The sequence below is a fragment of the Methanobrevibacter sp. genome (assembly GCF_017447225.1).
Classification (GTDB): Archaea; Methanobacteriota; Methanobacteria; order Methanobacteriales; family Methanobacteriaceae; genus Methanocatella.
The window spans coordinates 1-14,485 of the sequence record NZ_JAFSNZ010000076.1 but is presented as its reverse complement, the minus strand read 5'-3'; the positions used below and the strand labels follow the sequence as shown (position 1 = coordinate 14,485).

Annotated in this window: 8 protein-coding genes; 4 read left to right on the top strand and 4 right to left on the bottom strand. The window is 31.1% G+C overall.

Annotation, left to right across the window (positions count from 1 at the left end; all coding sequences use genetic code 11):
• The 4 genes from IJQ68_RS07265 to IJQ68_RS07250 form a co-directional block, all read right to left on the bottom strand.
• Positions 1-269: hypothetical protein (locus IJQ68_RS07265; RefSeq protein WP_292798711.1), on the bottom strand; the 269-nt coding region annotated here is incomplete at its 3' end.
• A 200-nt stretch (positions 270-469) separates the two neighbouring features.
• Positions 470-1,213, bottom strand: coding sequence for an EFR1 family ferrodoxin (locus tag IJQ68_RS07260; protein WP_292798709.1), 744 nt, complete (start codon positions 1,211-1,213; stop codon positions 470-472).
• A gap of 235 nt (positions 1,214-1,448) precedes the next feature.
• Positions 1,449-3,185: an MATE family efflux transporter gene (locus IJQ68_RS07255; RefSeq protein WP_292798707.1), complete on the bottom strand. Its 1,737-nt coding sequence runs from the start codon at positions 3,183-3,185 to the stop codon at positions 1,449-1,451.
• A 12-nt stretch (positions 3,186-3,197) separates the two neighbouring features.
• A complete protein-coding gene (locus IJQ68_RS07250) occupies positions 3,198-11,018 on the bottom strand; it encodes a non-ribosomal peptide synthetase (RefSeq protein WP_292798705.1) in 7,821 nt (2,606 codons plus the stop codon).
• An 84-nt stretch (positions 11,019-11,102) separates the two neighbouring features.
• Here IJQ68_RS07250 and IJQ68_RS07245 point away from each other — a divergent pair, with 84 nt between their 5' ends.
• Genes IJQ68_RS07245 through IJQ68_RS07230 form a run of 4 tightly spaced genes read left to right on the top strand, consistent with a single transcriptional unit; the run spans position 11,103 to position 14,305 of the window.
• Positions 11,103-11,402 carry an STAS domain-containing protein gene (locus tag IJQ68_RS07245; protein ID WP_292798703.1) on the top strand — a complete coding sequence of 100 codons (300 nt, stop codon included), beginning with the start codon at positions 11,103-11,105 and terminating at the stop codon, positions 11,400-11,402.
• On the top strand, positions 11,399-11,776 hold the full coding sequence (locus IJQ68_RS07240; protein WP_292798701.1) for an ATP-binding protein: 378 nt from the start codon (positions 11,399-11,401) through the stop codon (positions 11,774-11,776). The genes IJQ68_RS07245 and IJQ68_RS07240 overlap by 4 nt, the downstream gene beginning before the upstream one ends.
• Positions 11,776-13,677 (top strand): PP2C family protein-serine/threonine phosphatase, encoded by a 1,902-nt coding sequence (locus IJQ68_RS07235; protein ID WP_292798699.1) that lies wholly within the window; start codon positions 11,776-11,778, stop codon positions 13,675-13,677. The genes IJQ68_RS07240 and IJQ68_RS07235 overlap by 1 nt, the downstream gene beginning before the upstream one ends.
• Positions 13,670-14,305, top strand: a complete 636-nt coding sequence (locus IJQ68_RS07230; protein ID WP_292798697.1) for a 4'-phosphopantetheinyl transferase superfamily protein — start codon at positions 13,670-13,672, stop codon at positions 14,303-14,305. Before IJQ68_RS07235 ends, IJQ68_RS07230 begins: the two co-directional genes overlap by 8 nt.
• Positions 14,306-14,485: the final 180 nt, after the last annotated feature.

The following is a 14,485-nucleotide window of genomic DNA, read 5'->3' as shown; positions in this document are numbered from 1 at the left end:
GGGAAGAAGAACATCGGTATTCCGCCGAACATTGCGCTTATTCCTGTGTCGATGAAGTTCTGGATTAGAATGTACTGTCCGTTTGCAAAGTATATTCCGTATTCTTCTGCTACGTGAATCAGGTACGCTGCTGCCATTGCCCAGGAAAGCCATGTTGGGTCTTTAAGTCTTGAAACGTTGGTGTCGCTTCTCAGGTTGTCTTTAAATAAAAGCTGTATGAGTAAAACTATTCCCATTCCGAATCCTATCCATGGCCATGCGGCCCACAATATTTCATTCATTTTCTCCACCTTTTCAAATGATTATTTTTATATTTCATGATTTTAAAACTTATCATGATAAGTTTAATATTTATTAATGTTTTGGAGTATTTAAATGTTTTCAAAAAAAGATGTGGGAATGGCCATTTTGTAATGAATTCATTGTTTTTCCCATGATTTAAATGCATCTGATGTGCTAATTAAAATGATTATATTTTTTTAGGATGATGATATTGGCCGTGATTTTTAGTTCTATCATCATATTGGATTGAGAATTTAGGGCAATGGTGCAGGCATTTAAGGCACATCACACATTTGTCTTTCACCCAAACAGGTTTTTTATCTGTAATTGCAATCGCTTCAATCGGACAGTTCTTTGAACACAATCCACATTCGATGCAGGTGTCCTCAACATGCAGATGTGATGTGTTTCTTCTTTTATCGTAAATGACCTGCGCAAATTTGCAGACAATCATTGGAATATGAGATTTGATGAAATCACCGTTGTCTCTGTTATTGACGTGGTTGATTATTTCTTCAATCTGCGGTTTTTCATCCTGATTCAACTTCAGGACCTCCTCATGATTGCTCAAGTCATATGTAGGAGTCCATGTGTCAGGCATCTTAACTGCAAATTTAGCATCCAATACAATGCCTTTGTTTTTAAGATGTCTTTCAACGTATTCTGCATTCTGTCCGGATGTTGTGCCGTAAGTGGCTATGTGGAAAACATAATTGTCCCCAGATTTGCTGATTGTCAACTTTGATAAGAGTTCATTGACAATTGAAGGCAATCCCCAAAAATATGTTGGAAAAACAAATCCCAATGTTTCACCATCTGATAAATTAATCTCGGCAATGTCTAGAAGAGATATTGCATCGTCGTTTAATGACTCTGCAATTTGGCGAGCAACATATCTGCAGTTTCCGGTTGCTGAAAAATAAACTATCATAACAATCTTCCTCACAATTAATCTTGTTTTAATGAGTTATATATTTGAACTTTTCCCGTTTGTAGAATCGAATGGATTATTGCACAATAATATCAGAAAGGCGTTATGTTTCCAAATAAGATTAAAATATTGTATACTTATATGGCTCTTTGAATAATGTTTTTCATATAACTCTATTTTTGAAATTATAAATAAAACTTTTGTTATTAATTTTAATTTTATAATTCCATTATTATTAATGATTATTTTCATCAATGGTTATTACAGTACTGTTTAATCCCAAAACCCTTGAATAATCAATTTTACTTGCAACTTTATTTAACATGTCAATGTTGTCAAATTTCAAATCATCATTTTCAACAATCGGATTAAATTCAACACCACTATCTTTAATGGAAACTAAAACATTATCCTCATTGTTTCTGACAATAACATCAATGAAATCAATATTTTCATTAGTATTGATAATATTAACCAACATTTCTTCGATTGCTAAAGCAACGATTGCTGATGATTTTGAGTCCTTTAAATAATTCTGAACATCACGAGCCAAACTCACAGCATCTTCAATATTGCCATTTATAGTATGTTCAAACACATTTTCAATATCATTTATCCTATTGATGAAAAAGCCCTTATATTCTCCATTACTCTTCTTATTGTAATATCTTGAATATGTAAATATAAATAAGATGGTTATTGCTTCAACAATTGCAAAGGAAATCCAAATTCCATCTCCACCCAACACTGCGGACAATCCAAATGACAATGCAACAGGAAGAATAAAACCTTCCAATAATGAAATTAAGGTTGAAATTGTATTTTCCTGAATAGCCTGAGCATAGAAAGTATATAAAAATGTAATAGCTGTTCCAACATAACTTACTGCAAATATCCTTAAAGCATTCAATACAACAGGAACATCAGCAGGATTTTTAACACTATACAACATCAGCAATGATTGCGGATAAACAATAAATAACACTGACAGTATCAGACTTGAAGCCAAAACAATCTTCAAAGATCTTTTAAGAATAAAGTTAACTCCAGAATAATCTTCCTCCTTAAAGTAAACCGATACGATTGGAGACATTGTTTGAGCAGTTCCAATTAAAAACATATACAAAATAAATAGGCTATTATAACAGATTCCAAATGCAACCAAACCGGACTTTCCAATATAAATCCCTATCAATGAATTTAAAACAAATAATTTTAAAGTTAAATACAGTTGGGTTGAGGCTGAAGAAAAACCTGAAGTGACAATCTCTTTGAGATATGCAAAAATGGAGTTTAATTTTAATCTGATAAACTGCAAAGTACGCTCTGATTTAAAGAAGTAATATGATATGAATATGGAACCTACTGCATAGCCGGTTGTAGTAGCCAATGCAGCACCACCCAATCCAATTTTAAAGACACCCATATATAATATATCACAGCATATGTTAACAATATTTGCAAGAAGAATTGCCCTAAAAGGTAAATTAGGAATTCCGTCAGCACGAATGAAATAAGATAAACTCATCATATAACATAAAAAGGGCATTCCTAAAATTATCATCACAAAATATTGACTAACTAAAGGATTCAATTCCGGCTGTGAGGAACACAGAAATTGCACAATACTGCCAGAAAATAACAGTCCCACAATAGTAATCAGAATTCCAATAGCTAAAAGAGAAATAATCGAAACCGAAAAGTAACTATTGCTTTTATCATCATTGAATTCCGCTTTTGAAACAGAACACAACACACTGCCACCCAATCCAATCATCCAGTAAATTAAATTAACGAATGTAATTACCGGAGCAACCAACTGAATTGCAGAAAGGTTTGATGATCCAATCAAAAAACTCACAATCAAAGAATCAACAAACAGACAAATATTTCCAGCCATGGAAGTAAATAAAGTTGGCAGGAAAAACTCACCAAACTTACTTTTCAATAAATCATAATTTCTCTCATACATTGCTAAAACCCTCTAATTACCAAAGAAATCAAGTTCATCCAAATATTTAACAAAATTGTAAATATACTCTTCTGAAATTAATGGCCAGTTAAGACCTAAACGATACAATACTTGGGTAGTATATTTGTTTTCAACTGGAACCCATTGTTTTTTGGTTTTTCCAGAACCGACAGAAGTAATCAATCCAGAAACACCTTCTTGTTTGGTTTTATCTGCCAATGCATCTTTTAAAGCATTCTCATATTCATCATTTTCACACGGTTTTATAATTAAACCTAAAGGTCTGATAATCTCAACAATATCAGCAAAAGATATGACATGGGAATTATAAGCATGGAAGACAATGCACTCTTTTGGTGTTTTGGACAATGCCACAATGGATTTGGCAGTCATATCAATCTGGCTGAATTCCACATTATTGGACAACATTTCATACGGCATACAGCCCATAGTAACAAATGCCTTTAAACGATTGATAAATCCATTGGACTCAAAATTAATTTGGAATTCACTGTCTGAACTTCTGGCCATCAAATTACCAACTCTCATAATCTTAACATCCAAATCATCTTCAACAGCAGCTTCAAGCACAGCCCTTTCAGCTAAAAACTTACTGTCAATATACTGGTTGTCAATTCCCTGACCAATATACAAATCATGTTCAGTATAGTTGACATCCAATGGTGGGAAGTTGTCAATGCTTTCACCGGCGACACTGTATGTTGAAACCTGCACATATTTGGCATTTTTCATACGGGCAAACTTCAATCCATTCACCACTCCACCAAGGTTAATATCTTCAATGTCTGTTCCGGATGAAAAGTGTTTTACATTAGCGGCACAGTTGATGATAGTATCGATATTAAATGAAATGATTTCTTCAAAGTATTTGAAGTCAGTGATATCTCCTTCAACTACTTCCAATCTTTCATCGAACAATTTTTCATTGAAATCATCTGCAAAGTAATAGAAGAATAATGATTTCAATCTATCATAACCAGACAAATCACCTCTCGACCTTACAAAGCAGTAAACCATTTCTGATTCAGATTCCAGAAGTTCCTTTAAAACATGAATACCTAAAAATCCTGTAGCACCAGTCAATAAAACATTTCCTAAATCTTCATCTAATTTTCCATTAATCATGGATTCCAAATTATTTTTCTTCAATAAGTTATTGATTTTGGAATAATCATATTTGCTTGTTTTTGCAGAGTTACCGCCTTCATTTTCCAAAATGAATTCTGAAAGCATTCTTGGAGTTGGATTTTTAAAGAAATCACCATAACTCAATTCATAATTACGGTTTAAAGCAGCCATAGTAATTTTAGTTACGAGCAGTGAAGTGCCTCCAATTTCAAAGAAATTATCTTCAACACTAACTTCATCCAGACCTAAAACTTCTGCAAAAGTATTTGCAAAGAACGCTTCAACCTCATTTTCAGGAGCAATATATTCAGTAATCAATTCAGGTTCAGGCAGATTCTTCAAATCAGTTTTACCGTTTAATGTCTGAGGCATTTCATCCAATTCCATATAAACTGTAGGAACCATGTAATAAGTCAATTTTTCACTAAGCAGTGACTTTAATTCTTCAATATCAAATGAAAACTCATTAGGGCCTAAATTTTCAACTTTATATTCATCATTAACTGTGAAATATGCGCATAAATGATCATTATCCTTGATTTTTCTTACAACAACTGCCAATGAATTAATCGGTTCAAAATCAGACATTATGGATTCTATCTCACCAATCTCTATTCTCAATCCCCTGAGTTTAATCTGATTGTCCAAACGTCCATAAATGGAAATGTCCCCATCTTCATGCAGTTTAGCATAATCTCCAGATTTATAGAATCTGATGCCATTAATTTCAGTGTATGCTTTTGCATTATTTTCCGGACGGTTCAAGTATGCCCTTGAAACACCTAATCCTGCAATATACAACTCCCCCATCACATTAGGAGGTAACGGATTAGCATCCAAATCCATAATAGATTCATATACATTGAATAATGGTTTACCTATTTTAAGTTCACCATCTTCAATCAGACGATTGTTACAGCATACCGTTGTTTCAGTAGGTCCGTAAATATTATACACTTTAGCATCAATATCTTTCAGTGCTTCCAATAGCTGTGCAGGGAATCCTTCGCCCCCTACAGCAAATATTTTGAATTTGGAGAATGCATCATTCAAATCATCAAGTTCAAGATATTGCAGCAATCTTGAAGGAGTACCACTGTAAACGTTAGCTCCAGTCCTGTTTATTAAATCACATAATGTTATTGGATTTTTATATTCATCATCATTAGCAAATACAATCGGAATGCCATTTAACATTGCAGTCATTGTTTCCTGAAGCAACATGTCAAATGCCACTGTTGAAATTGACAATGCCTTATAATTTTCAGCTTTTCCATTTGTTGCAAGGTCGTATGTGTAAATGTTTTTAGGGTCCGGATAGACAAAGTTTGCAAGGTTTTTATGCTCCAGCATTACTCCTTTAGGAAGTCCTGTTGAACCTGAAGTATAAATGATATATGCAAGATTATCTGCTTTTAATTCAGGATTAGGATTGGAAACATTGTTTTCTTTAAGCAAATCATCTAATGGGATAATATTTTCTTCATAATCGGTTAAATCAATGTTTTTTATATTAATGATATCATCAACAATGATGAATTTTGAATCGCTGTCTGTCAATACGTGCTCGATTCTGTCTTTTGGATAATCTGAATCGATTGGTATAAATGCTGCACCGGACTTTAGAATACCAAATATTGATGCGAAAACATTACTGTTTCTTTTTAAGATAAACATTACTTTGTCTTCAGCACCAACACCTCTCCTAATCAAAGCATTGGCTATTCTATTTGCACGTTCGTTTAACTCGGAGAACGTGAAATTTCCATCTTCGGCATATATTGCAATATCATTAGGATAAAGGTCAACCTGTTTTTCAAATATCTTATTTAACCTGTACTCATCCAATTCTACAAAGTCAAGGTCTTCCTTGGATATTTGGTTCTGTTTAATTATTGAGATATCTTTAAGTTGAGTTTTTTGATTTAAATCAATGAATTTATCAATGACAATAGAAAGACTATCTAAAAATGTTTGAATCAACACATCTGAATACAATTGATCATTGTATCTGATGAAAACTTTATATTCATCATTTTCTTCTACAATGTTTAGATTTAATTTGAATTTAAGGTTGTCCTCTTCTAGAGATTGCCTTGCAACCTTTTCTCCGTTGATTTTTAAATCTTCAATTATTTTGCCGTGGAAAGCATATAAAAAGTCCGGAGTGAATCCATACTCATCTGAAATCTTTGTCAGAGGATAGGATGAATGAGTCAATACTTCCAACCATTCTTTATTAACATAACTAAAGAATTCATCCAATGATAACTCAGAATCTAAATTCAAAGTTAATGGGAGGGTTTTAACCATCATGGCTAATGTTTTTTGTTGGTTGAACTCAAATCTTCCGTTTGTAATTGTTGCTATTAACAATTTTTTATCATAGACGAATTTTGATAAAACAAATGAGGATGCTGCTAAAAACAGATTGTTTTGAGTAATTGATTGTTTGGCGCAGAATTCATCAATATTATCTTTTTGTATAAATATTGTTTTTTCTAATGCTTTTCCTTTATTTTCATCACCGCTCAAATCAGGAGTCATCAATGTCGCTTCATCGAACTCTTTAATTTTATTGTAGAAGAACAATTTTGATTCCTCATATAATGAAGACTCCTTAACCTTTTCTTCACTTAAAGCATAATCAAAACCATTGATTTCTTCTGTGTCATAGTCTTTTCCATCATATTCCTTTGCGATTTCATCAAAAAGAATGTTCAATGAGGTTCCATCTACAATGATATGGTGGAAGTCAGCCAGTAGCATTGAATCGCCAACTATTTTAAATCTGAATAATGGACCTTCTTCAAGATTAAATGGTTTTATGAAGTCATCCAGATTGATTTCATCGACAATTTTAATTAAATCATCAACTTTCAAATTGTCTCTTCTTTGCTGATAAACCTCTCCGTTTTCCATGATTATTCTTGTTTTTAGGTATGGATGATTGTTGATTACATTGACAATGGATGATTTAAGTTTACTTGCATCAATTGCATTTGTAAATTGGATTTTTTTCGGAAGGTTGTATGCTAGACTTTCCGGATTTTTAATACAGTCAAAGTAAACTCCTAGCTGATTTGAAGTTAATGGATATAGCTCCTGAACTTCATCATTTTCAGAGGCATCGATTTTAATTTCTGATGCAATTTTTTCTATGGTTTTATAGTTTAAAATTTCAGTAACATTCAATTGAGCGTTTAGCTTATTGTAAATTGAAGAAGTCAATTGTATGACTGACAGTGAAGTTAATCCTATGCTGAATAGGTCAGTATTAACACCAAATTCATCAATACCCAAAATTTCTGACACGATTTCATATATCTTTGTTTCAATTTCATTTCTTGGATTGATGAAATCATCATTATCAATTATTGGATCTGGCAAGTTTTTAAAGTCTGTTTTTCCGTTTGGTGTTTTTGGGAATTCCTCCATTTGTGTGAAATATGAAGGCACCATATATTCAGGAATTGAATCAATCAAATGTTGTTTTAAATCATCAATATTAATATCGATTGTGGCTGTGAAATAAGCGCATAAATGTTCTACTGAATTGATTTTTTTAACTACCACTTTGGAAAGAGTTATATTTTCATAATTTGCGATTGCTCCTTCAATTTCAGACAATTCAATTCTTAAACCTCTAAGCTTAATTTGAGTATCATTTCTTCCAAGAACATATAACTCACCTGAATCATCTTTTTTACCTAAATCTCCAGTATTGTAATATGGAATATTATTCAATGTCATGAACACTTTTTCAGTTTGTTCTTGGTTGTTTAGATAGCCTCTTGCGATTCCTGCTCCACCTACATAGATTTCACCAGGTACGTATGCAGGCAGTTGATTTCCATCAATGTCCATGATTTTATCAACTACATTAAGCATAGGCCAGCCTGCAGTGACTTCAGGACTGTTCATCAGTTTGTAATGTGATGCTATTGTCACTTCTGTTGGTCCGTAAGAATTGTAGATATCTGCATCTGTGTATTTTGATAATCTGTCATACAATACTGGTGGGAATCCTTCTCCACCTACAATAATGACTTTGCATCTGCCGACAACGTTTTGAATTTCTTCAAGCTGCAGGTATTCCAGTAATCTTGTGGGTGTTGATCCGAAACCTTCTGCATCAGTATCTCTGAATAACTGCACCAGTTCCAACGGATCAATAGCCTGTTCATCATTGGCAAATACAACAGGCAGTCCATTTAATATTGTACCGAATATTTCTCTTAAGAATACAATAAAGGATACAGTGGAAATTGAAATGAATTTATTGCATTTGTTGTTTAGTTCATAAATTGGAACATTCTCTTTTACATTTGCAATATAGTTTGAGATTCCTCTGTGAGTAATCATCACTCCTTTTGGTTTTCCAGTTGAACCTGAAGTATATATTAAGAAACATAGATTATCTGATGTTAAATTAACTTTGGGATTGGAATCATCTTCTTCTAAAAGCAATTCATTAACATCAATTCTATTTTCTCCATCATATTCGATTTGTGAACTGGTAATGACAAATTTGGAGTCACTGCCTTCCAATATCTGGTTGATTCTGTTTTTTGGATAATTTGGATCAATCGGTATGAAAGCCGCACCTGCCTTAACAATACCTAAAACAGCCGCTATCAAATCGCTGTTTCTTCTCATCATAAACATTATTCTATCTTCAATGTTTACTCCACGCTTGATTAATCCATTGGCAATTCTATTAGCTTTTTTATTTAATTCATCATATGTTAGCTCGCCATCTTCAGCAATAAGGATAGTTTTATCTGGATTTTCTGAAGTTATATTTTCAAACATGTCTGTGATTATTCCTTCATTGGCAAGTTTGATTTCAAAATCCTCATCCAACTCAATCTCTTCACGAATGGGAATATTTTTCAGTAATTTATCAGAAGAATTGAATTTTGACAACAATACATTAATTCCATTTAAGAATGCTTCCATTAGTTCTTTGGAATAGAATGATTCATCATAGCTAATGTGGATTTTTCCACTTTCAAAGTTGAATACGAATTTATAGTCTTTTTCAGCATAGTCATCAGTGTAGAATAATATTTCACTTGAAAAATCCAACTTATGATTATTTAATAATGGATATCCATGATATTCTCTAAATTGACCGGTGAAATCATTTAGATATTCATTGACGCTTAAATCAGTATTGAAATGGTATCCGCAAGCTAATTTATTATAAGATATCAGAATATCTTTCGAAAAAGCAAATTTGGTTAAGTTAAATAAGAACGTTGCAAGCAATATCTTCTCTTTTGATAAATTAAATTTACCAGACAGTTGCTTTAGATTTTCAACATCTATTGTCTTGGATATTGATACATAATTTATTTTATCACCATTAATATCAGGTGAAATTGTGGTTGGATTATCAAAAGAGTTGATTAAGTTGTTATAGTAGTTTTCTGCTTTGAAAAAGTCAACAATATCAACATTATAATCCTTGCATTTTATGGATGAATCTTTCATGACCTGTTTTGCTAAATCCTGAATTCCCTTTGCAATTTCCTGAATTTCCACTTTATTAAAACAGGATTTATCATATTCTATAAATATTGATTGTAATCCATTTTTATCTGAGTAATTTTTGTTTATTCTAAAGTGTAGTGGAAATTTTATGTCTTTTTGTAAAGTCAGGAATTTTGAATCATAATCTGTTGAATTGGACACAATTGAAACCATTGAAATGCAATCGGGATCAATATTCTGATTTCTTAAATCTGTCGTATATTCGCTGAACTGCAGTTTTGCATGAGCCAAACCTTCTTTTAGAACAGATTTCGAATAGGCAAGCAATTCTTCAAAAGTTAATTCTTCATCATATTCTAATCTTAATGGAATGGTATTTACAAACATTCCTAAGGCATTTTCTTGGCCAAAGTATCTTCCATGAACTGAAGTGTTCATTACCAAATCTCTGAATAACAAGTTGTCTTTTTTGGATTTGGCAAAGTATAAGAAGTTAAGTGCTAATGCAGTGATGAATGGCGAATAATTGAATTGCGGAATTTCGGTTAACTTGACTTCCAAAAATCCAAGTTGTGAATTATCAAAGGTATACCAGTCAGAATTATAATTTTTTAAAGTGTTTAACCAGTATTTCTTATCGGCGATGGCTTCAGAGGAGTTTAAATATTCCAATTCCTTTTCAACATATGTTTCATAGGAATGATCAATTGGAATATATTTTTCATTGTTTTTAATGCAATCAATCACTTTATCGATTTCCTGTGGAATTATTGAAAACAATGAAGTTCCGTCAAGCAATATGTGCTGAACAACACCAATGAGAACTGTTGTGTTTTCAGTTTTCAGAACTGCCCATCTATACAATGGTGAGTCAAAAATTTCATCAAATGGATTTTTCAAATACTCTTCAATAAATCCATTCAAATCCATTTCAGATATTTCAAATGATTCTACATTAACAGAATCATTTTCATTATAATATTGTTTAAAATCACCGTTTGTATCATATTTAATTTGTAGATTTAAATATTTTTGAGATATTAGTTCAATAGCCTTTTTTACATATTCAAAATCGGTTTTTGAATAATTTTTTCTAAATTTCAGATAAAATGAATCATTATGAGGATTATTTATCTCTGAAAACAATAACATCTTTTGAGATGAAGATAAATTAAAAGATTCCATAAAATTCACCACTTATATTATATAAATGTTTATTCAACACAATATTTAAAATTAATAAAAAATAAATGAAAAATTGGGATTAATATGAATATTATAAAAGAATATGATGATAAAGAATTAGTTTTGGCTGTTGAAGGCCGTGTAGATACAATCACTTCACAGGATTTGGAAAAAGAAATTAATGATGAATTTGGTAATTTCAACTCTTTAATTTTAGATTTTTCTGCTTTGGAGTATATTTCCAGTGCAGGATTGCGCGTATTGATTGCTACACAGAAAAAACTTAAAAGTGACGACATTCCTATGGTTATTAAAAATGTCAATGATGCAATTAAAGAAATATTTAGGATGTCCGGATTCGATAAGATATTGAAGATAGAATGAGTTTCTTGAAAATAACTCCTAATATTGATAATTTATATCAATTAAATGAATTTATTCATAGCATCATTTTAAAAGAAGACTTTCAAGTTGATTTGATAGTTGAAGAAGTCTTTGTGAATATTGTTAACTATTCTCATTCTGATTTTATTCAAGTCAATGTGGATTATACAGATAAAACATTAAAAATGGAATTCATTGACAATGGAGTTGAATTTAATCCTCTTTTAAAGGAAGATGTGAATCCTCCCGACAACATCGATGATGCAGAAGTGGGAGGTTTGGGAATTCATATTACAAAAGAACTGTCTGATGAAATTTCATATGAGTATGTTAATGGTGAAAACCATTTAAAAATAATTAAAATAGTGGAATAATGAATGACAAGATAAAAAAGATATTAATACCTTTTGTTATAATGGTAATCTTCAATTTGGGAGTTTATTATTTGACATTCGGCAAAAACTTTGGTGGAGGATACTCCCCTCATGTTGGAATATTGTTAATTTCAGGATTATTACTTGGACCATATGGGGCTATAGGAGCAGTTGCCGGAAATTTTTTATGCGATTTGGTTAGAGGATATACTGTATCAATAGCCATATCTTCAGCAGTTGTCGGTTTTGGTGTATCTTATTTGGCATATAAATTATGGTACAATAACTTCGACAATAAGGTTAAAATTACAAAACCAAGATTAGACAATACAACTCATGTTCTTTTATTTATTATGATTATTCTTTTTTGTGCAGCATTATATGCAATATCACATGCAAAGTTAGTTTATCTAATTTATCCTAATAATATACCTATCGTTTCTAAGATTGGAGTTAGCTATTTTGTCAATTTTATCAATTCATCATTTATGTTTGGTATAATTGGGATCTGGTTATCTAAACATTTCAACTTTTTCGAAGTTCCTGAAAAATCCAATAAACAAGAACATGAAAAAATATATCAGATTTTAGGATGCTCAATAATTCTTTTCACTGTGATAATATTAATTATAGATTGTATTTTTAATTTAACAAATGCAATTGTGCTTGTTGAATTGGTTGTTCTTGTTGTATTGTTATTTGCTTATTTAACAAAACCTTTCACTTCTGATGTTTCTGAAGTTGATTCAAACTCAATCCCAGAAAGGATTATGAATCGTTTTTTAATAATCATTTTAATTCTCACTATAATTGGTTTAGCCATTTCATCAGATTCCGTTTTAATCAAGTTGGCAGATGTTTATCTGTCAGGTACTGCTGAAGATGTGGTTATATCAATGTTATTGGTAACAGATGCTTTATTGCTAGTATTTTTAATTCCTTCACTTTCTGTTTTGAGATATGTTGAAAATAAAGTTATTGAACCTATTACTAAATTTTCTAAAATTGAAAATTTTGTAAAAGAAAATCAGAAAATCGAGTCAGAAGGTTTGATTAACATTTATTCTGAATATATGGGTAATGATGATGAGATTGGAGTTTTAGCCAGAAGTTATTCTGACTTAATCAGTCATAATAATTATTACATTGAAAATATTCAAAAAATTGAAGGTGAAAAGGAGCGCATTAAAGCGGAGCTTGATATTGCAACTAAAATCCAACAGTCAAATCTTCCATTAGAACCTATCGATAGACAAGATTTTATTGTTAATGGATATTCCCATCCTGCAAAAGAAGTTGGTGGAGATTTCTTTGATTATTATGAATTAGATGGGGACAATTTGGCTATTGTTATTGGAGATGCGTCAGGCAAAGGCGTTCCCGCAGCATTGCTTGCAACAATCACACAAGTCATGATTAAACAGCTTCTCATGCATGAAAAAAATCCTTCAAAGATTTTGTATTCGCTTAACAATCAGTTATGTGAGAATAATTCTGAAGCAATGTTCATCACATTATGGCTGGGAATTTATAATAAAAATACTCATAAATTGACATTTGCCAATGCAGGACATAACCCTCCATTAATCAAACATGATAACTCATTTGAATTTTTAAAAGTGAATGAGGGGCTTGTTTTGGGAATAATGGATGATTTTGAATTTGAAAAAGAGGAAATCATTTTGGATAGTGAACTTGTTGCATACACTGATGGAATAACTGATGCCAATAATAAATATAATGAAATGTATGGTGAAAAAAGGTTAATTGATTTCTTCAATATTTATAAAAATGATAAAGATCCAATCAAACCATTGCTTGAAGATATTGATAAGTTTATTGACGGTCAAGAACAATTTGATGATATGACCTTAATGTATTTGATGATTAAAGATGATTAAGTTAGCTTATGTTGATGTTAGTGATTTAAATTTAAGTAAATCTTATAATTTATTGCCTAAAATTCGTAAAGTAAAAGTGGATAATTTTAGATTTGATAAGGATAAAAAGCTTAGTTGTGGTGTGTATTTACTTTTGAAAAAATTATTGAGTGAAGAGAATATAACACAACCTGCTTTCGAAATAGGAAATTTTGGTAAGGCATGTCTATCTAACAATGACAATATCCATTTCAATTTAAGTCATTCAGGTAAAATTGTTGCATGTGCAATATCTGATATGGAAGTTGGTGTTGATGTTGAATATAATGATCCTACAATTGATTTAAATATAGCTAAACATTATTTCTATAATTCAGAATATGAAAATATCATGAACTCCAAATGTCCTTCAGATGAATTTTTCAATTATTGGGTTTTGAAGGAAAGCTATATGAAATACACCGGATTGGGATTTCACCTAAAATTAGACAGCTTTGAAATACTGATTAATGATGAGATTAAACTTAAAAATGATAAAAACAATTTGAAATTTAACTTATTTGATATTAATGATTATAAATTAGGGCTTTGCTCTAAATATAATATAAAATTCCCTGTTAAGTACAATATTGGTGATTTATACCCTTAAAAATTAATAAAAAGAATAACTATTTTTTAAGAGGATTCACCATAATTCTCTAATTTAATACTTTTCATGTTTTTTACTAATTTCTAGTTATTTATGTGTTTATTTGATGTTTGGGTGACTTGTGTTGGTTAATTTTATTTTCTTTAAAATTTTTATCAGCTTTATAATTTTTTAAACCTT